This window comes from Micromonospora sp. NPDC004704, from assembly GCF_053601675.1.
Genome location: NZ_JBSGCD010000017.1, coordinates 99,136 through 117,295, shown reverse-complemented (window position 1 = coordinate 117,295; position 18,160 = coordinate 99,136). Strand labels below are relative to the sequence as shown.

The window sequence follows — 18,160 nt, the reverse complement described above, 5'->3', positions numbered from 1 at the left end:
CGCCGGACTCGCAGAGCCGACTCAGGGGCTTGAGCCGTACCGGTGGTTGAGGCCGCCTGGGGGCGGGTTCGGTGGCTGATCCGTACAGCCGGGTCGGTTCGGGACAGGGTGACCCACGGCGGACCTCGCCGGGTCGGCATGCAGGCAGACCGGGGCGAGACGCTCGTTGATGCCCGGCGGGGGAGCGGCGGACGGTTCCCCGGCGTGGTCTGCGTCGCGCCTACTGAGGCGCACGCGGGCCGGTCGGACCGACGGGGCATGATGGACGACGACGAGTGGACGAAAATCCGCCCGACGGGCCGACTGGATCGGGCCCGAGACGGCGTGTACGTCCCCGAACTGGCGAAGGAGGAACGGTGGCGGAAAAGGTACGGACCGGGCGATGTGTGGTCGCCGTGGACGGCCCGTCCGGTTCAGGCAAGTCCACCGTTTCCCGGCGGCTGGCGAGCGCGCTCGACGCCCACTACCTCGACACCGGCGCGATGTACCGGGCGATCACCTGGGCGGTGCTGCGCGCCCAGGTCGACCCGGCCGACGCCGAAGCCGTGGTCAAGATCGCCAGTGAGGTCGACCTGGGGATCGGGGTGGAGCCCGACGCACCGTGGGTGAGCGCGGACGGGACCGCCATCGACCAGGAGATCCGTGGCCCGGAGGTGACCGCCGCCGTGTCCGCCGTCTCCGCCGTACCCGCTGTTCGGGAACTCCTGGTGGCCATGCAGCGCGGCATCATCTCGGCCGCCGAGCGGATCGTGGTCGAGGGCCGGGACATCGGTTCCGTGGTCGCACCCGACGCCGACCTGAAGGTCTACCTCACCGCCTCCGCCGACGCCCGAGCCCGCCGACGCAGCGCCGAGTACGCCACCGACGTCAGCGCCACCGCGGCCGATCTGGCCCGCCGGGACCGGCTCGACTCCACCCGGGCGGCGGACCCGCTGCAACAGGCCGACGACGCGGTGGTGCTCGACACCACCGCCATGAACATCGACGAGGTCGTCACCAGGCTGCGTGACCTGCTCGACGGCAAGGTGGACGCGTGAGCGCCCTGATCAACCGGCCCTGGGCCGTCTCCAACAGTGTCAACGAGCGGAACGAGGCAGTGGTATGAGCCCGGACGATGGCTGGATCGAGCTTCAAGAGCCCGATCTCGAGGTCGAAGAGACCGGGCCGGTACCGGTGGTGGCGGTCGTGGGTCGCCCCAACGTCGGCAAGTCCACCCTGGTCAACCGGATCATCGGGCGCCGCCAGGCGGTCGTCGAGGACGTACCGGGCGTGACCCGGGACCGGGTGCCGTACGACGCCCAGTGGTCCGGCCGGCAGTTCACTGTGGTCGACACCGGTGGGTGGGAACCGGACGCGAAGGATCGCGCCGCCGCCATCGCCGCCCAGGCGGAGATCGCGGTCGTGACGGCCGACGTGGTGCTGTTCGTGGTCGACGCGGTGGTCGGTGCCACCGACGTGGACGAGGCGGCCGTACGCATGCTTCGGCGCAGCGCGAAGCCGGTGATCCTGATCGCCAACAAGGTCGACAACGCCGCCACCGAGGTCGAGGCGACCTCGCTCTGGTCACTCGGCCTCGGCGAACCGTTCCCGGTCTCGGCCCTGCACGGCCGGGGCGCCGGCGACCTGCTCGACGCGATCCTCGACGCGTTGCCGGACCCGCCGCCGATCAACGAGAACGGCCCCCGTGGTCCCCGCCGGGTGGCCCTGGTGGGTCGGCCGAACGTCGGCAAGTCCAGCCTGCTCAACCGGCTGGCCAAGGAAGACCGGGCGGTGGTCGACGCGGTGGCCGGCACCACCGTCGACCCGGTGGACAGCCTGGTCGAGATCGGCGGCGAGACCTGGCAGCTCGTGGACACCGCCGGCCTGCGCAAGCGGGTGGGCAAGGCCAGCGGCACCGAGTACTACGCCAGTCTCCGTACCGCCGGGGCGATCGAGGCGGCCGAGGTCGCCGTGGTCCTGCTGGACTCCGCCGAGCCGATCAGCGAGCAGGACCAGCGGGTCCTGGCGATGGTCACCGAATCCGGCCGCGCTCTGGTGATCGCCTTCAACAAGTGGGACCTGGTCGACGCCGACCGGCGGTACTACCTGGACAAGGAGATCGAGCGGGAACTGCGACGCATCCCGTGGGCGATCCGGGTCAACGTGTCGGCGAAGACCGGACGTGCCGTGGACCGGCTCGCACCGGCGCTGCGTACCGCGCTGGCGAGCTGGGAGACCCGGGTGCCGACCGGTCAGCTCAACCAGTGGCTGACCGCGCTGGTACAGGCCACTCCGCACCCCGTACGCGGTGGACGGGCCCCGCGGGTGCTGTTCGCCACCCAGGCCGGCACCAAGCCGCCACGGTTCGTACTGTTCACCACCGGTCCGCTGGACGCGGGTTACCAGCGGTTCGTCGAGCGCAAGCTGCGCGAGGAGTTCGGCTTCGAGGGCAGCCCGGTCGAGGTGTCGGTCCGGCCGCGCAAGAAGCTCGGCCCGGGTGGCCGAGGCAAGGCCCACGGCTGATCCCGTACGTCTGACGAAAGCAGGGCCGGGCCATCCACCCGGCCCTGTTTCAGCTCCCCGCCGCCCCTCCGTACCCACCTATCTTCCTAGGATGCGGTAGGGGGTGTGGGGTGAGGACCGGGGCGGCCGAGTGGCTAGGGGGCGTGCGCGAGAGTCGACAGGGCTGCGCTACGCTGTAGCGGCTGTCGCACCGAGAACTAAGCGGTAGCAACGGGACGTGGCGCAGTTTGGTAGCGCACTTGACTGGGGGTCAAGGGGTCGTCGGTTCGAATCCGGCCGTCCCGACAGTATTTCAGCAGTTCAGGGCCTTGATTCGCTAAGTGGATCAAGGCCCTTTTCGTCCCCGGGTATCACGTACGGACGTACTGCCCGAGTCGTTGGGTAGTCGCCGGATCTCGGCGACGGCCGCCCGCGGATAGTCGAGGTCTCGCAACGGACCGGGCCCGCGTGTCTAGGACCGCCGCGGAACGGGAAGACCGTCATCCGAGCCTCGCCGTATTCGCCTCACGAGATCGCCGGGCCGCCAGGCGCATTGGGGTTCAGCTTTCGGCGACCGTTTATCCGACTCGCAACTCAGCTCAAGCCGTAGCACTTGAGAGGAGAAAGTCATGGCAGACACAAAGACCAGCCCACCCGCCTACGACCTGTCCACCGCCGAGTTGGTTCAGCGGGGCACGGAGCAGGTTTCGAAGCTCGTACGCGAGGAGTTGGCCCTGACCCGGGCCGAGATGGTGGGCAAGGGTAAGCGCGCGGGTGTGGGTGCCGGCCTGTTCGGGGGCGGTGGCGCTATGGCCCTCTATGGTGGCGGTGCGCTGGTCGCTGCCGCCATCATCGGCCTCGCCGCCGTCATGCCGGATGGGATAGCCGCGTTGGTTGTCGGCGTGGTACTGCTCGCGATCGCCGGGTTGCTCGCGTTGTCCGGAAAGCGGCGGGTGAGTCAGGCGATGCCCGTCGCTCCGAAGTCCACTGCCGGCAACCTCCGGGCTGACGCCGAGACGATGCGGAGCGCTGCCAGGGATCGGGGGCGGAAATGACAGCCGGACGGGGGTACGGCGACGAGCAGCACGAGGAGCTCGAGAGAACGCGGGCTGAACTCGGTGAGACTATCAACGCGTTGGCGTACAAGGCTGACGTGAAGGCACGCGGACGGGAAAAGGTGGCGGAGACCCGGGACCGTGCGCGCGACAGGTCGGAGCACGCCGTCGACAGTGTCCGCCAAAAGGTCACGCAGACGCCCCGGACCCTGGGGCAGAAGACCGCCGAGACGGCGAGGTCGGCCGGGCAGATGGCGCTACGGGCGCCGAAGGGGCTGACGCACGGCGTTGCCCGGGCGTCGGAGGCCTTACGGCAGAAGGTCGCGAAGAGTGCCATGGCGACCAGTCGGCGCGGCGCGGATGACGCCCGCGGGATGCGTGACTCCCTTCGTCGGGCCGGCAGCAGGGTCCGTCAGAACCCGGCCGCCGTGGTCGTGGGCGCTGCTGCCGTGGTTGCCGCGGTGGCCTTCGGCCGCAGGTACCGACAGACGGTGCGCGACAGGAGGCGGAACTCCCGGTGGGGCGGACGGTTCCTCCGGTAACGCACCCGGAAGGAGTCGCTCCGCCCTCGCCAGGCCGGTCACGTGGGTAATTCGTCGCGCAGGTCCTCGACCTCCTGCTGGAGGCGGTTCACGGCGGCCCTGTCATTGAGGAATGTCGAAACGCCGGCGGCGAAGGCGATCGCGATCAGGACTGCCAGCGCGCTGAGCACCAGGCCGGCGATGCCAATGCTTCGCCCGGTCACCCCTGGCCGGCGCGTGATCTTCAACGCCACCACCGCGAGGATGACACCGACGATGCCAAGTATGAGTCCGGCGACCGACAGGATCACCGTCAACGAACTGATCAAACCGGACACGCCGAACACGAGGGCAAAGGTCGCCGCCGTACTCGTCTTCGCCGACGTCGCGGCACGTTCACCACGGCGAGGTGCGTAATCACCACTACCGGCCGCAGCCGGATTCGAAGCAGACATTCTCGTCTCCCAACCTCAGCATCAAGGCCACTTGTCCCCGGTGACCGACGGCTCTTGCAGGTGAGTCGCCGGTTGCGCGGGAACTTCCTCAACGGCTTCGGCGGCCGCCTGAACGACCGCGCACCCGGTCCGCGAACTGCCGGAGCTTCTGCTGGGTACTTGGCTTCCGCGCCTGCCGCTTGCCCCGCTCCATGAGCTTTCGACCCTGAGGCTGCCCAGCCAGGAAACCTCTGATGCGGTCGGTAACCGATGTCATGGTTCATCCCTTCCCACGCCTTCTGACGTGTCCGCGTCCGCGCCATCTCTGATTCCTCATTCTGGCCGCCCCCGGCTGGGAAGGTGGACAGTTCAGACATCCGGCGGTCGATCCAGGGGAGCCCATACCGTCTTTGGTGGCGACGGCTTCGCGCCGGGACTATTCCTTCCACGGCAATTGTTGTTCTTTCCACCGCTTCCCCTCGCTCCTCGGGATGAATCTCCTTGATCGACTTTCGTGCACTGCTGTTCCCGCGTCGATCGGCTTACCGGTCCGGCGCGGGTCTTGCGTCTTCGAGCGCGGCGGCCGGTGGTTCCGACCCGATCGAGAGGGCGACGCCACACTGGCGCCGGTGGTCTGTCGCCGCATTCGCGCTGCTCATTCTCGTGCTGCCCACGGTTGGTTGGGCGGCGACCCGGGACGGTCCCACGGCGGCCCTCCGCGACACCCCGACCATGTTCAGCAACCCTGTGCACCAGGGCGACACCCCCGACCCGCAGGCGATCCGGGTGGGCGAGACCTGGTATCTGGTGCACACCAACAGCGGCGGCCAGAACGTGCCGATGCTGACCTCGTCCGACCTGGTGAGCTGGAACCAGGCGGGCGATGCCCTACCCACCCTGCCGTCCTGGGCCGATACCGGCAGGACCTGGGCACCCGAGATCATCGCCCTTGCACCCCACCGCTACCTGCTCTACTACACGGCGGCCGACCGGGCGTCCGGACTCGAGTGCATCGGCAGGGCAGTAGCCACCGCACCCCAGGGGCCCTACCGGGACGAGTCCTCGACGCCGCTGGTCTGCCCCGTCCACGAGGGCGGGGCGATCGATCCGAGCCCTTACCGGGACAGCGACGGCACGCTCTGGCTGCTCTGGAAGAACGACGGCAACGCGATCGGGGCGGACACCTGGCTGACGTCCCAGCGACTCTCCGACGATGGGCTGCGGTTGGTAGGCGAATCACATCACCTGCTGAAGCAGACGAAGGCATGGGAGGGACCTCTGGTCGAAGGGCCGTTTTTCTGGCGTCACGACGGCCGCCTGTTCCTCTTCTTCGCCGCCAACGCCTACGACCGGAGCAGCTACGCCGAGGGCTACGCCGTCTGCGACACACCGACAGGACCGTGCGTCGACGCCCCGGAGAACCCGATCCTGCGATCCAACGCGGTCGCCACCGGCCCGGGACACGCCTCGATGGTGGAGTACGCCGGCCAAACCTGGCTGCTGTACCACGCCTGGCAGCCCGGCCGGCAGGGGAAGGCCGACCCGGGTCGGCAGCTCTGGCTGGACCAGGTCACCTGGGAGGGCGGTCGCCCGCAGGTGCATGGACCCTCGGCGACTCTCCAGCCACGCCCGCAACCGCCCGCGCCGGCTCCGTAGACGGCTGTCCGCTTCCGACGGGTCTCCTGGCAGACCCGTTCGATGATGCCCCTGCGGCATGGCTCATCCGTGACCGGGTAGGCCGTATTGACGCTGCGTCGGGGAGGGTTGATGGCGGGAGCATGGTTGTTGGGATCCAACGCCACCACCAGGGCGGACCGCCCCAGGGCTGTGCTGGTGGCGGTTCATGGCGAGGCCGACCCGAAGGAGAGCGGCTCGGGTACCGAGCTCTCGTTGACGGAGTTGGAACGGCTGGCGGACACCGACGGGCTTACCGTCGTGGACGCGGTGGTCCAGAACCGCCCTCAACCCGACTCCGCCACATACGTCGGTGCCGGCAAGGTACGGGAGCTGACCGAGGCGGCCGAACGTGGCCGCGCCGATCTGGTGATCGCCGACGGGGAGCTGACCCCCGGCCAGGTGCGTAACCTGGAGGAGCAGATCGGGGTGCGGGTTGTCGACCGTACCGCGCTCATTCTGGACGTCTTCGCCGAACACGCCCGCACCAGTGAGGGGCGTCTTCAGGTGGAGTTGGCCCAGATCGCGTACCAGTTGCCCCGCCTGCGTGGCGACGGCCGGGGGCTTTCCCGGGTCGGCGGCGGGCGGGTCGCCGGCGGGGCCGGCATGGGCGTGAGGGGTCCGGGTGAACAGCGCCTGGAGACGCAGCGGCGCCGGCTGCGGCAGCGGGCATCCCGGCTGCGCGAGCGGGTACGGGATTTGTCCCGGCGTCGGGAGCAGACCCGTCGGCGCCGCACGCGCAACCGGGTGCCCTCGGTGGCGATCACCGGTTACACCAATGCCGGAAAGTCAGCTCTGCTCAATCGTCTGACGAATGCCGACGTTCTCGTCGAGGACGTACTGTTCGCCACCCTCGACCCGACGGTGCGCCGGATCAGGGTCGACGACATCGTCGCCACCCTCGCCGACACCGTGGGTTTCGTCCGCTACCTGCCGCACCAACTGGTCGACGCCTTCCGCTCGACGTTGGAGGAGGTCAGCAGCAGCGACCTGGCCGTACATGTGGTCGACGCTGCGGCGCCGGACGCGGCGAACCAGATTGCCACGGTGCACGACGTGCTGCGCGAGATCGGAGCGGCGGACGTGCCCGAGCTTTTGGTGCTCAACAAGATCGACGTAGCACCGGAGGAGCAGTTGACCGCGCTGCGCCGGAGGTACCCCGACGCGGTGGCGGTATCGGCGCTGACCGGGGCGGGGATCGCCGAACTACGGGCCGCGCTAGCCGCCCGGCTCAGGGCGATGAACACCGGGACGACAAGCTCGTCCCGGTGACCGTCCGTCGACGTATCGCCGAGAACCGGGCCGGGCGGTTCGCTCCCTTCAATTGGGGAAGGTAGCGCCGTGGACAGCGGGCGGGCCGGCGGGACCGGTGAGGTGGCGCAGGGGTCGGCCGCGGCGGGCGGACCGGCTGGGACCGGCCGGGGCGACCGGGAGACGGTGGTGGTGGTCGGCGCCGGACCGGCCGGTTTGACCGCCGCGCTGATGCTGGTCCGTGCGGGCTACCGGCCCCTGGTGCTCGAGGCCAGCGGTGAGGTCGGCGGGATCAGCCGGACGGTGGAGCGCGACGGATGGCGTTTCGACCTGGGCGGGCACCGTTTCTTCACCAAGGTCGACGAGGTACGCGAGCTGTGGCACGAGATTCTGCCGGAGCAGGACTTTTTGAGCCGGCCCCGAATGAGTCGCATTCTGTACCGGGGCCGCCTGTTCGACTATCCACTCAAGCCGATGAACGCGCTGCGCAACCTCGGCCTGCTCGAGGCTGTGCGGTGCGTCGGCTCGTACGGATGGGTACGGATCCGTCCGCCACGTGATCAGAGCACCTTCGAGGGCTGGGTCAGCGCCCGGTTCGGCCGGCGACTGTACGGCATGTTCTTCAAGACGTACACCGAGAAGGTGTGGGGCGTCCCGGGCAGCCAGATCCAGGCGGACTGGGCGGCGCAGCGGATCAAGAACCTGTCGCTGGGCGCCGCGGTACGTGAGTCGCTGCGCCCGTCCAAACGGCGGCGGGGCCGCCAGGAGGTCACCACGCTCATCGACGAGTTCGAGTACCCGCGCCTGGGCCCGGGCATGATGTGGCAGCGGGCCCGAGAGTTGGTCGAGGCCGGCGGGGGCGAGGTGCGCCTGAACCACCCGGTCCGCGATGTCCGCCGGGCGGGCGGACGGGTCGCCGGGGTGACGGTCTCCCACGACGGCAGGTCCGAGTTCATCGGCTGTGATCACCTGATCTCGTCGATGCCACTGACCGAACTCGTCCTGACGATGGACCCACCGGCGGAGGTCGAGCGGGCCGGCCGGGCGCTGACCTACCGCGACTTCCTGACCGTCGCACTCGTGCTGCCGGTCCAGGACGTGTTCCCGGACAACTGGATCTACGTGCACACCCCGGGCGTACGGGTGGGGCGGGTGCAGAACTTCGGCTCCTGGTCGCCGTACCTGGTGAAGGACGGTTACACCTGCCTCGGGTTGGAGTACTTCGTCAACGAGGGTGACGACCTGTGGCAGACCCCGGACCCGGACCTGATCGCGCTCGCCACCCGGGAGCTGACCAGTCTCGGCCTCGTCGAGGGCGAGGTGGAGGCCGGGTACGTCGTCCGGGTCCCGAAGGCGTACCCGGTCTACGACGCCGGGTACGCCGAGCACGTCGAGGTTCTGCGGCGCTGGCTGGAGCGGGTCGCACCGAACGTCTATCCGGTCGGGCGCAACGGCATGCACAAGTACAACAATCAGGACCACTCGATGCTCACCGCGATGCTGGCGGTCGAGAACATCACCGGCGCCGATCACGACCTGTGGTCGGTCAACGTCGAGTCCGACTACCACGAGCAGAAGACCGAGGCGTCCAACGAGGGCGGTCGGGCGGCACCGACATTCGCGGGGGCGTCCCAGGGTGGGGGATGAACGCGACCGTCCCGCTTGGCGTGCACACCCGGTGTTGGTCGTACCCGTCCTGTTGCTGCTGATCGGCGCAATCCTGCTGCGGTTCCTCGCGACCTCGCCGTTGTGGCTCGACGAGGCGCAGAGCGTCGCGATCAGCGAGCTGCCGATTCCCCAGCTCTTCGACGCGTTACGCGCCGACGCCGCACCTCCGCTGTACTACCTGCTGCTGCACGGCTGGATCGAGCTCGTCGGCACCGGAGACTGGGCGGTACGCGCCCTGTCCGGACTGTTCGCGGTCGCCGCGCTGCCACTGTTCTACCTCCTGGCGAAACGCTCGGCTGCCGGACTTGCCACGCTGGCACTGGCAGCCGCGAACCCGTGGTTGGTGCGGTACGCCACCGAGGCGCGCCCGTACGCCCTGGAAGTCCTGCTGGTGCTGCTCGGCGTGCTCGCCCTGGAGCGGGTGTATCGACGGCCCGGACCGGTTCGCGCCGTACTCCTGGCCGTGGTCGCCGGGCTGCTGCTGCTGACCCACTACTGGTCGCTGTTCCTCTACGCGGTGGTGGGGCTCGGCCTGCTGGTGTCGCTGCTGCGAACCCGCTCCCGGGCGGCCGGCTGGAGCCTGGCCGGGCTTGCCGGGGGAGCCGTACTGTTCGTCCCCTGGCTGCCCAGCTTCCGGTACCAGATCCAGCACACCGGCACCCCCTGGACCGGACGCAGCGGATCACAGGTCCTCCTGCACCTGGTCGCCGAATGGGGAACCGCCGGCCTCCGACCGCCGATCGTGCTGCTCCTGGTCACCTGGCCACTGACCGTCTGGGCCGCGCTGACCGGTGGACACCGTGCTCGGCTGCTCGGCGCGGCGGGCGGCGCCACCCTCCTGCTCGCCTTTGCCGTGGCCTGGCTGACCGGTTCCGCGGTGGTCAGCCGCTACACCGCGGTCGTGGTGCCACTGGCACTGCTGCTACTCGGGACGGGAGCCGCGCTACTTCCCCGGCTGTGGCCGGCCGTGGTGGTCACCGGCCTGGCACTGTCCTGGCTGGCGACGGATGCCGTTCTCGTGACCCAGCAACGCACCGACGCCGGGCCCATCGCCGCCGTACTCAACCGGCACCTCACCGACGCCGACACGGTGATCTTCTGCCCCGACCAGCTCGGACCGGACATCGTCCGCCGGTTGAAAGCCCGCCCACGGCTGCTCAGTTTTCCCCACCAGGACACCCCCGGTCGCCTCGACTGGATCGACTACAAGCAGCGAATCGACAGTCAGGACCCATTCCGGCTCGCCGAACAGGTCGCGGCAGGTCGCAACGGTGGAGCCGTCTGGCTGGTTCCCCGCTACGGCTACCGACCGTTCGGCGACCGCTGCGAGCAACTGGGTGTTGCGCTGGAACGGGTACTCGGTCCGGTACGACAGCTCCCCGTGCACAGCCGTGGCACTCTACAGCCGATCTGGCAGTGGGCGCGGCAGTAGCAGGAAATAGCCGTCCGACGAGTCGACTGTCCGCTTTCCCGCCGGGTTTCCGCTGTATCCAGCCGGGTAGCCAGTTAACGTGGCGACAGCGCTTCGTCGAACTGGAGACGCCTGTGGCCCTGACCATGATGGTCGACGGACATCAGGAGGAGCGACATGACCGCGGTTCAAGAGCAGGACGTGCTCGACCTGCTGCATGAGCAGCACAACCAGATCAAGGCCCTGTTCGGTCAGCTCAGCCGTGCTCGGGGTACGGAGAAACGAGAGTTGTTCGAGGATCTGGTCCGGCTGCTCGCGGTACACGAGAGCGCTGAGGAGATCGTCGTGCATCCGCGGGCCGAGCGGAAGATCGACGGCGGTGCTGACGTGGTCGGCAAGCGCAGGCACGAGGAAGACCAGGCCAAGCGGGAACTGGCAGCCCTGTACGACCTGGGCGTCGAACACCCGGACTTCGACTCGCGTCTGGCCATGTTCGAGGACGCGGTGGTCGAGCACGCCGGCCGGGAGGAGTCGGAGGAGTTTCCGGCGCTGCGGCGGAACTCGTCGCCGGAGCAGTTGCGGCGGATGGCTGGCGCGTTGCGGGCGGCGGAGGCGATGGCTCCGACCCGTCCACACCCCCACAGCGGCGAGTCCAGGACCGCCAATCTCGTCGCCGGTCCACCGATGGCGTTGTTCGACCGGCTGCGCGACGCGGTACGGGACTGGCGCGAAGCGCACCGGGATCAGGATTGACCGGCGCCGCCGCCCCAGCCGTGAATAACACTCCCGGTGTCTCCGGATACGGACGTGTGTGTCAGACGCGCGAGGAGGAGCGGGATGTCCCGCAGGATCGGTGAATGGTGGACGGTGGCGGCGTTGGGAGCTGTCGGCGCGGCTGCGGTCGCTGCCGTCCGCCATCGCGGCAAGGAGTCTTTACCGTCACACCGGGGCCGCGGATATGTGACCACTCGGGTCGTGACGGTGGACCGGCCGATGGAGCAGGTTCGGACGCTCTGGGGGGATCAGGAGTGGTTGTCGGTCGTACTGGATCGGCCGGTGACGATCAGGCGACTGGACGATCGTCGGTGGCAGTGCGTCATCGGGGAGCCGGGGGACGAGGCGGAGCACCTTGTCGAAGCCGTCTCCGGGGTCCAGGACAACTCGGTTCGCTGGCGGGTCGAGGAGGGGCCGATGGCGCACGAGGGGCACCTCGAGCTGAGGGTCGCGCCGGGTGACCGGGGTACCGAACTGCGGGTCGATCTGTCCTACCCGGAGGGCCGGGCAGGACATCGCATCCGGGAGCTGCGGGGCAACGATCCGGATCAGGTGCTCCGTTCGGCGTTGCGCCGGGCCAAGTCGATGATCGAGTCCGGTCAGGTGCTGTCGACGATGGATGAGCCGTCGGGTAGAGGGCCGGTGGCGGAGCGGACCACCAGGTTCATGCGGGAGAAGCTGGCGACCGGAGGACGGTCATGAAGGCGCTGTGCTGGGAGGGCGTCGGAAAGCTCGCGGTCCGCGACGTCCCCGAGCCGATCATCCGTACCGAGGGTGACGCGATCATCCGGGTGCGGGCGAGCAGTGTCTGCGGCTCCGACCTGCACCTGATCAACGGGTACCTGCCGGCGATGCGGCAGGGCGACATCCTCGGCCACGAGTTCATGGGCGAGGTCGTCGAGGTCGGCCCGTCGGTGAAACAGCTCCGGGTCGGCGATCGGGTGGTGGTCGGATCGGTGCTGGCCTGCGGCGGATGCTGGTACTGCCGAACCGAGCAGTACTCGCTCTGTGACAACTCCAACCCGCAGCCGAACTTTACCGAGAAGCTCTGGGGACACACCCCGGCCGGCATCATCGGCTACTCCCACGCCGCCGGTGGGTTCGCCGGCAGCCACGCCGAGTACGTCCGGGTGCCGTTCGCCGACATCGGCGTGTTCAAGGTTCCCGAAGGAGTGAGCGACGACGCCGCGGTCTTCGCCTCCGACGCGATGCCCACCGGTTGGATGGCCGCCGACTTCTGCAACCTGGCCGGTGGTGAGGTGGTCGCGGTCTGGGGTGCCGGCGGTGTCGGGCAGATGGCGGCCCGTTCCGCGCAACTGCTCGGCGCGGGACGGGTGATCATCATCGACCGGCTTCCCGATCGGCTCTCCGTCGCCGCCGATCGGCTCGGAGTCGAGACGATCGACTACAGCAAGGTCGACGTCCTGGACGTGTTGCGGGAGATGACCGGTGGACGGGGCCCCGACGCCTGCATCGAGGCGGTGGGCATGGAGGCGCACGACACCGGCCCCGCGTACGCCTACGACCGGGTCAAGCAGGCCGCCCGGCTACAGACCGACCGCCCGACCGCTGTCCGACAGGCGATCATGGCCTGCCGCAAGGGCGGAACGGTGAGCATCGTCGGTGTGTTCAGCGGCTTCGTCGACAAGTTCCCGCTCGGCGCCGCGATGAACAAGGCCCTGGTGTTGCGGATGGGCCAGATGCACGCCCAGCGCTACATCCCGATGCTGCTCGAACGGCTAGCCAACGGGGAGATCGACCCTGGTTACCTCGCCACCCACCCCATGTCGCTGCAGGATGCTCCGCGCGGCTACGAGATCTTCGAGAAGAAACAGGACGGCTGCCTGCGTACGGTGCTCCACCCGGCCGCCTGATCCGGCCCGTACGGTCCGGCCGGACCGACCTCCGTTGCCGGGACGGCTCAGCGGAACGATGTTTCGGCCACAGGGTGCGAGGATCCTGCGCGGCGGGTTCGTCGGCGGCTCCAGGTGGTGAAGACGGCAACTGCGAGGAGCAGTTCGGCCAGGTCACCGCCGTAGTACATCAACCGTGCCGCGTCGCGTACGGCGTCGGGATCGAGGGCGGCGCCGGGTGGCCAGTGGGATGCCTGGGAGTAGAGGAGCTTGGCCAGCACCGCGTGCGCGGCAGCGGCCAGCACGAGCACCGCGAGCCGCACACCCAGGTGGGGCCGCCGAGGTGCCGGGTCCGGGCCGGCGACGAACCAGGCTAGCAGGTAGCCGACGGCGAACACGTGCGCATGTACGGCGATGTGCAGCGCCTCGTTCGTCCTGGCGTGGGCGTACACCGGCGTCAGGTAGATCAGGTAGAGACCGCCGACGTTGAGCAGGAGCACGGTGCCCGGGTGGGTCAGCAGATGCGATACCCGCCAACGGAGAAGGCCCGCCACGCGCCGTCGGCCCAACCTCGGCATCGTTCGCAGCGCCAACGTCATCGGCGCGGCCAGCGTGAGCGCGAGCGGGGCGTACATGCCGACCAGCAGGTGCTGCGCCACGTGCACCCGTACATCGTGGTGGGCGGCCGAGGCGACCATGGGGGAGAGGGCCACGGCCAGCAGGCCGGCACCCGCGACGAAAAAAGCGGCCCGCAGGGGACGCCAGCCGGAGGTCGTACGCCGGGCGCGGCCGGCAGCGGTCAGATAGCACCCGGTCACGACGACGACCGGGAGGAGCGGAAGCCAACCCCAACTGCCGGCGTTCAGCGCCGAGTGGGCCAGCCCGTCCGTCATCGAGCGCCCGACGCCCGACGGGACCGGAGCGCGAGCAGTGCCCCCACGACCAGCATTAGCGCGCCCGCGGCGATCCAGGCAACGTCGTACGGGACGAGGTCGACGCCGTACCGGATCTGGTGCACGCGCAGCAGCTTGTGGTCGACAACGCCGTCGAAGAGCTGGAAACCGCCCAGCCCGAGAAACAGTCCCGCCCAGGCCGATGCCGGCACCAGGGAACCGTGCCGGCGCAGGTCGGCGAGGAGGAAGAAGCCGGCGACCAGCGCGACCAACTCCGCGGCGTGCAGCGCCCCGTCGGAGACAAGCCCCAGGGCGGGGGTGGACCGGTCGTAGAAGTGGTGCCAGTGCAGAAGCTGATGGAAGACGATCTCGTCGACCGCCGCCATCACTCCCACGCCGATCAGCACCGTCGCCACCGTTGAACGACCTGGTCGCCCCCGGCCGACCGGAGCGATCCGCGCATCCGTCCCCACAGCCGTTTCCTGTCTTTTCGCCCGTTTCTCGAGCGGCTTGTACCCAGGTTGTCCCGACCTAAACCAAGGCCGTCCGGCTTCCAGTGGGTCGGACAGCTACGTGTCGAGTCAGGTGCGGACGGGTAGCAGGAGCACGGCGACCGACGAAGTGACCAGCAAGGCACGTCGAGGTGGCAGCTCCCACAGGAAAGTTGGCCCGATGGTCGTGCTCCCGTACACCGGATCCGGGTGGAGGCGTGGCCGGATGCCGGCGGTGCGACACCGCCCCGCGACGGTCGTTGTTCCGCCCGGACAGATCAGTTACCGATGAGACTGCCGCAGCCCCGTGGTCCGCTGTCCCGGGCCGTGATCGACGCGCTGGCCGGCGAGCCGGGCACCCTTCCCGTCGACCTCGCGGGCCGTTGGCCCGCCGGCGAAGCCTGCCACGACGCGCTCCGGGACGAGGACCTGCAGGTTCTGCTTTTCACCTGTTACGAGTTGCATTACCGGGGCTGGGACGGGGTCGATGACCGGTGGGAGTGGGATCCCTCGCTGCTCGCTGCGCGCAACGCCGCCGAGGACAGGTTCGAGCGGTCGGTACGCCGGTTGGTGGGTCCTGTTCCGGCGTTGCGACCGCAGGAGATTCCGCAGGCTCTGGCGGGTCTGGTTGCGGCGGACGACGGGCCGCCGCTGTCCACCGAGCTGAAGCGCCGGGCGAGTCTCGATCAGTTCCGCGAGTTCGTCGTGCACCGGTCGGTGTACCACTTCCGGGAGGCAGACCCCCACACCTGGGCCATCCCACGACTGGGCGGGCCGGCCAAGGCGGCACTGATCGAGATCCAGATCGACGAGTACGGTGGCGGCCAGTTGTCGCGGATGCACGCGGAACTGTTTCGCAACACGGCGCACTGGCTTGATTTGGACACCGAGTACGGGGCCCACGTCGATGCCGTACCCGCGGTCACCCTTGCGACGAACAACCTGATGTCGCTGTTCGGCCTGCACCGGCGCTGGCGTGGTGCCCTGCTCGGGCACCTGGCGGCCCTGGAGATGACCTCGTCGCTGCCGAACCGCCGCTACGGGGACGGACTGCGGCGCCTTGGCGGCACCCCGGAGGCCACCCGTTTCTATGACGAACACGTTGAAGCGGACGCGGTCCACGAGCAGATCGCCGCACATGACATGTGTGGCGCGTTCGCCACCGCGGAGCCGGACCGCGCCGCCGACGTCTGGTTCGGGGCGGCATCCGTGCTGGCCGTGGAGCGGGCCTTCGGCATGCACCTGCTCGACAGCTGGGCTGCGGGGCACAGTTCGCTGCGACCGATGGTCCGGCGATGACCGGCGGGTCCAACCTGCCTCCGGGTAGGAGATCTACGCCGGCCCGGAGCGAGCCCGCCACCCTCAACCTGGAGTACGTGCTGCCGGTCCGCTGGTCCGACGACACCGAACTCGACGACCTGACTCGGTACCTGCGCTGGCTCGGCTGCCGGGTCGATGTGACAGTGGTCGACGGTTCCCCGCAGGACCTGTTCGCCCGGCACGCCGCCCAGTGGCGCCCACACGTGCGACACCTACCGCCCGATCCCGACCTGCATTACGCCAACGGCAAGGTCAACGGGGTGGCGACAGGGGTACGGCTGTCCCGACACGAGCGGGTGGTCGTCGCGGACGACGACGTCCGGTACGACGACGACGGGCTGCGCAAGGTATATCGGCTACTCGACCGGTCGGACCTGGTCCGACCGCAGAACTTCTTCCACCCCCTGCCCTGGCATGCCCGCTGGGACACCGGCCGGACGCTGCTCAACCGGGCCGTGGGCGCGGACTACCCGGGCACCCTCGGCATCCGCCGGTCGATGTTCCTCGATATGGGTGGCTACGACGGCGACGTGCTGTTCGAGAACCTCGAACTCATCCGTACCGTTCGTGGCTGCGGTGGCGTCGAGGTCTCTGATCCCGGCCTCTACGTGCGCAGGCTACCGCCGGATGTCCGCCGGTTCTGGTCCCAGCGGGTCCGACAGGCGTACGACGACCTGGCCCAACCCGCCCGAATGGCACTCTTCCTGGCTGTCCTGCCCGTGCTGGTCGGGATGCTCGCGCGGGGCCGACGAACTCCGCTGGCGGTTGCTGCCGCAGGCGTCATGGCACTTGCCGAGCGGGGCAGACGCAGGGCCGGTGGTGTGGCCGTGTATCCGTTCACCACAACGCTGTTGGCTCCGGCCTGGGTGCTGGAACGTGCGGTGTGCAGCTGGCTGGCGCTCGGCCTGAGATACGGTCGCGGCGGAGCGTGGTACGCGGCTCGGCGGATTCGGGTCGCAGCCCACAGCCAACGGGCACTCACCCGCGCTGACCTGCGGCTACTTTCCGGCTCGCAGACAAGACGATCGGACCGTGCTCGCGATGCTGCCCGATGATCTCAACGTTCGCCCAACGGCGAACCTTGATGGCCGCGCGCGAATGCAGGCTGGTCGAGCGGCCGGCCCCAGCCGGGCCTCGCTAGACTGCTCTCGGGTCAAGCCATGCGCCCGTTCAGCTCTCCCTATGAGAGAGGTTCCCTCGTGCGCAGGCCCTCCAAACCCTTTTTTAATGCCGCACCGCACCCCATCGATGGCAGACGGACCCCCTGGGGGTGCCGTCGCACCGTTCACCCGCCAGCGGAGGTCCCCTCCCGGGAAGCCGACCTCGTTGGGGCAGCGCTGTTCGCCGTTTCCCGACACACCGAACCGCTGCCGCCTCCGAATCCGGCTGCGAACGACCAGTTGATCGTGCTCCCGGCCGGAGAGGTGGACCTGGCGACCGCGCCGCTGCTGCAGGAGGTACTGCTGAGCGCCGTTGAACGACATCCCCAGGTCTGCTGCGACCTCGGCAAGGTCACGTTTTTCGGTGCGGCCGGGGTGACCGCCCTGCTCGTCGCACACAACCGCGCGCTCCAGCTCGGGTCCCGCCTCACCGTGCGTGGCGCGCACGGCGTGACCCGACGCGTCCTGCACCTCACCGGGTTGGAGCGAATCCTCGGTATCGACCCCGGGTCCACCCATGCTGACGCGGCCACTTGACGATTCCCCTGGGGCACGCAGGACGACGACCTCGCCGCCATGACCCTCGAACGCCGCCCATCCATGTCATGAGGGAAGGCCGCGGTCACCCTCGGTCAGCCGGTGGGGCCACTCTTCGGGCGCCGACTGGTGCTGTCGGAGTAGTTCTGGGCCGCTCACCCGAGTGCGGCTACCTGTGACGCAACAGCGACAGCGTATCCAGGATTGGGGACGCCGCCCACATGGGTAGTGCAACGCCGCAGACAACGAAGGGAAGCCCCATGGAAATCAGCGGCATCATCACCGCCCTCATCATCGGCCTCGTCATCGGTGCCCTCGGACGACTGGTCGTACCCGGAAAGCAGAATCTGCCGATCTGGCTCACCCTCGTCATCGGTGTCGTCGCGGCCCTGCTCGGTACCGTCATCGCCGGCGCGATCGGGGTCGCCGAAACCGGCGGTGTCGACTGGATCGAGCTCCTCCTCCAGGTCGGGCTCGCCGCCGTCGGTGTCGCGATCGCGGCGGGATCGTTCGGCCGGAGCCATCGAGTCGCCTGACGTCCCTATCTGCTCCCCGGCATGCGTCTGAGGCGCATCCGGCCGTCTGGACCGAGAACGTGTCCGCCACAGCTCAGGTGTGGCGGACACGTTCTCCTTCC

Annotated in this window: 18 protein-coding genes and 1 tRNA gene; 16 read left to right on the top strand and 3 right to left on the bottom strand. The window is 69.1% G+C overall.

From position 1 onward, the window contains the following. Positions 1 to 356 precede the first annotated feature (356 nt). From cmk to ACWEFB_RS23025, 5 genes are all read left to right on the top strand, one after another. Positions 357 to 1,037, top strand: a complete 681-nt coding sequence (gene cmk / locus ACWEFB_RS23045) for a (d)CMP kinase (RefSeq protein ID WP_452288461.1) — start codon at positions 357 to 359, stop codon at positions 1,035 to 1,037. A gap of 64 nt (positions 1,038 to 1,101) precedes the next feature. Further along, a complete protein-coding gene (gene der, locus ACWEFB_RS23040) occupies positions 1,102 to 2,502 on the top strand; it encodes a ribosome biogenesis GTPase Der (RefSeq protein WP_326559365.1) in 1,401 nt (466 codons plus the stop codon). 211 nt (positions 2,503 to 2,713) lie between these two features. Continuing rightward, positions 2,714 to 2,787 (top strand) — tRNA-Pro (locus ACWEFB_RS23035). A gap of 323 nt (positions 2,788 to 3,110) precedes the next feature. Beyond that, a complete protein-coding gene (locus ACWEFB_RS23030; RefSeq protein ID WP_452288458.1) occupies positions 3,111 to 3,536 on the top strand; it encodes a phage holin family protein in 426 nt (141 codons plus the stop codon). Beyond that, a complete protein-coding gene (locus tag ACWEFB_RS23025; protein ID WP_452288456.1) occupies positions 3,533 to 4,078 on the top strand; it encodes a DUF3618 domain-containing protein in 546 nt (181 codons plus the stop codon). Before ACWEFB_RS23030 ends, ACWEFB_RS23025 begins: the two co-directional genes overlap by 4 nt. 38 nt (positions 4,079 to 4,116) lie before the next feature. Here ACWEFB_RS23025 and ACWEFB_RS23020 read toward each other — a convergent pair whose 3' ends face one another. Beyond that, positions 4,117 to 4,512, bottom strand: a complete 396-nt coding sequence (locus ACWEFB_RS23020) for a hypothetical protein (RefSeq protein WP_452288454.1) — start codon at positions 4,510 to 4,512, stop codon at positions 4,117 to 4,119. Positions 4,513 to 5,223: 711 nt separating this feature from the next. On the opposite strand from ACWEFB_RS23020, the gene ACWEFB_RS23015 reads away from it, so the two are divergent. From ACWEFB_RS23015 to ACWEFB_RS22985, 7 genes are all read left to right on the top strand, one after another. Continuing rightward, positions 5,224 to 6,147 carry a glycoside hydrolase family 43 protein gene (locus ACWEFB_RS23015; RefSeq protein WP_452288452.1) on the top strand — a complete coding sequence of 308 codons (924 nt, stop codon included), beginning with the start codon at positions 5,224 to 5,226 and terminating at the stop codon, positions 6,145 to 6,147. 111 nt (positions 6,148 to 6,258) lie between these two features. After that, positions 6,259 to 7,437, top strand: coding sequence for a GTPase HflX (hflX, locus tag ACWEFB_RS23010; protein ID WP_452288450.1), 1,179 nt, complete (start codon positions 6,259 to 6,261; stop codon positions 7,435 to 7,437). 69 nt (positions 7,438 to 7,506) lie between these two features. Continuing rightward, positions 7,507 to 9,063, top strand: coding sequence for an NAD(P)/FAD-dependent oxidoreductase (locus ACWEFB_RS23005; protein ID WP_452288448.1), 1,557 nt, complete (start codon positions 7,507 to 7,509; stop codon positions 9,061 to 9,063). A 31-nt stretch (positions 9,064 to 9,094) separates the two neighbouring features. After that, positions 9,095 to 10,516 carry a glycosyltransferase family 39 protein gene (locus ACWEFB_RS23000; RefSeq protein WP_452288446.1) on the top strand — a complete coding sequence of 474 codons (1,422 nt, stop codon included), beginning with the start codon at positions 9,095 to 9,097 and terminating at the stop codon, positions 10,514 to 10,516. Positions 10,517 to 10,672: 156 nt separating this feature from the next. Further along, complete coding sequence (locus tag ACWEFB_RS22995; protein ID WP_452288444.1) at positions 10,673 to 11,248, top strand: hemerythrin domain-containing protein; 576 nt, start codon at positions 10,673 to 10,675, stop codon at positions 11,246 to 11,248. Positions 11,249 to 11,488: 240 nt separating this feature from the next. Further along, positions 11,489 to 11,971 (top strand): cyclase, encoded by a 483-nt coding sequence (locus ACWEFB_RS22990; protein WP_452288442.1) that lies wholly within the window; start codon positions 11,489 to 11,491, stop codon positions 11,969 to 11,971. Continuing rightward, on the top strand, positions 11,968 to 13,143 hold the full coding sequence (locus tag ACWEFB_RS22985; protein ID WP_452288440.1) for a zinc-dependent alcohol dehydrogenase: 1,176 nt from the start codon (positions 11,968 to 11,970) through the stop codon (positions 13,141 to 13,143). Before ACWEFB_RS22990 ends, ACWEFB_RS22985 begins: the two co-directional genes overlap by 4 nt. 47 nt (positions 13,144 to 13,190) lie before the next feature. On the opposite strand, the gene ACWEFB_RS22980 is transcribed toward ACWEFB_RS22985, so the two are convergent. Next, positions 13,191 to 14,015, bottom strand: coding sequence for a cytochrome c oxidase assembly protein (locus ACWEFB_RS22980; protein WP_452288438.1), 825 nt, complete (start codon positions 14,013 to 14,015; stop codon positions 13,191 to 13,193). Next, a complete protein-coding gene (locus ACWEFB_RS22975) occupies positions 14,012 to 14,422 on the bottom strand; it encodes a DUF2243 domain-containing protein (RefSeq protein WP_452288436.1) in 411 nt (136 codons plus the stop codon). The genes ACWEFB_RS22980 and ACWEFB_RS22975 overlap by 4 nt, the downstream gene beginning before the upstream one ends. Before the next feature lie 372 nt (positions 14,423 to 14,794). On the opposite strand from ACWEFB_RS22975, the gene ACWEFB_RS22970 reads away from it, so the two are divergent. The 4 genes from ACWEFB_RS22970 (at position 14,795) to ACWEFB_RS22955 (ending at position 18,059) form a co-directional block, all read left to right on the top strand. After that, the gene (locus tag ACWEFB_RS22970) at positions 14,795 to 15,805 is read left to right on the top strand and encodes an iron-containing redox enzyme family protein (protein ID WP_452288434.1); all 1,011 of its coding nucleotides are present in this window, start codon (positions 14,795 to 14,797) and stop codon (positions 15,803 to 15,805) included. Continuing rightward, complete coding sequence (locus ACWEFB_RS22965; RefSeq protein ID WP_452288432.1) at positions 15,802 to 16,881, top strand: glycosyltransferase; 1,080 nt, start codon at positions 15,802 to 15,804, stop codon at positions 16,879 to 16,881. The genes ACWEFB_RS22970 and ACWEFB_RS22965 overlap by 4 nt, the downstream gene beginning before the upstream one ends. 351 nt (positions 16,882 to 17,232) lie before the next feature. After that, entirely contained in the window at positions 17,233 to 17,523 is a 291-nt protein-coding gene (locus tag ACWEFB_RS22960; protein ID WP_452288430.1) for an STAS domain-containing protein, read from the top strand. A gap of 260 nt (positions 17,524 to 17,783) precedes the next feature. Beyond that, the gene (locus tag ACWEFB_RS22955; protein ID WP_452288428.1) at positions 17,784 to 18,059 is read left to right on the top strand and encodes a GlsB/YeaQ/YmgE family stress response membrane protein; all 276 of its coding nucleotides are present in this window, start codon (positions 17,784 to 17,786) and stop codon (positions 18,057 to 18,059) included. Positions 18,060 to 18,160 lie beyond the last annotated feature (101 nt).

Excerpts from the sequence above, each read along its gene's own strand:
- der (WP_326559365.1), top strand. The coding sequence starts at position 1,102 with ATGAGCCCGGACGATGGCTGGATCGAGCTTCAAGAGCCCGATCTCGAG.
- ACWEFB_RS23030 (WP_452288458.1), top strand. The coding sequence starts at position 3,111 with ATGGCAGACACAAAGACCAGCCCACCCGCCTACGACCTGTCCACCGCC.
- ACWEFB_RS23025 (WP_452288456.1), top strand. The coding sequence starts at position 3,533 with ATGACAGCCGGACGGGGGTACGGCGACGAGCAGCACGAGGAGCTCGAG.
- ACWEFB_RS23020 (WP_452288454.1), bottom strand. The coding sequence starts at position 4,512 with ATGTCTGCTTCGAATCCGGCTGCGGCCGGTAGTGGTGATTACGCACCT.
- ACWEFB_RS23015 (WP_452288452.1), top strand. The coding sequence starts at position 5,224 with ATGTTCAGCAACCCTGTGCACCAGGGCGACACCCCCGACCCGCAGGCG.
- hflX (WP_452288450.1), top strand. The coding sequence starts at position 6,259 with ATGGCGGGAGCATGGTTGTTGGGATCCAACGCCACCACCAGGGCGGAC.
- ACWEFB_RS22995 (WP_452288444.1), top strand. The coding sequence starts at position 10,673 with ATGACCGCGGTTCAAGAGCAGGACGTGCTCGACCTGCTGCATGAGCAG.
- ACWEFB_RS22990 (WP_452288442.1), top strand. The coding sequence starts at position 11,489 with ATGGAGCAGGTTCGGACGCTCTGGGGGGATCAGGAGTGGTTGTCGGTC.
- ACWEFB_RS22985 (WP_452288440.1), top strand. The coding sequence starts at position 11,968 with ATGAAGGCGCTGTGCTGGGAGGGCGTCGGAAAGCTCGCGGTCCGCGAC.
- ACWEFB_RS22980 (WP_452288438.1), bottom strand. The coding sequence starts at position 14,015 with ATGACGGACGGGCTGGCCCACTCGGCGCTGAACGCCGGCAGTTGGGGT.
- ACWEFB_RS22970 (WP_452288434.1), top strand. The coding sequence starts at position 14,795 with ATGAGACTGCCGCAGCCCCGTGGTCCGCTGTCCCGGGCCGTGATCGAC.
- ACWEFB_RS22965 (WP_452288432.1), top strand. The coding sequence starts at position 15,802 with ATGACCGGCGGGTCCAACCTGCCTCCGGGTAGGAGATCTACGCCGGCC.
- ACWEFB_RS22955 (WP_452288428.1), top strand. The coding sequence starts at position 17,784 with ATGGAAATCAGCGGCATCATCACCGCCCTCATCATCGGCCTCGTCATC.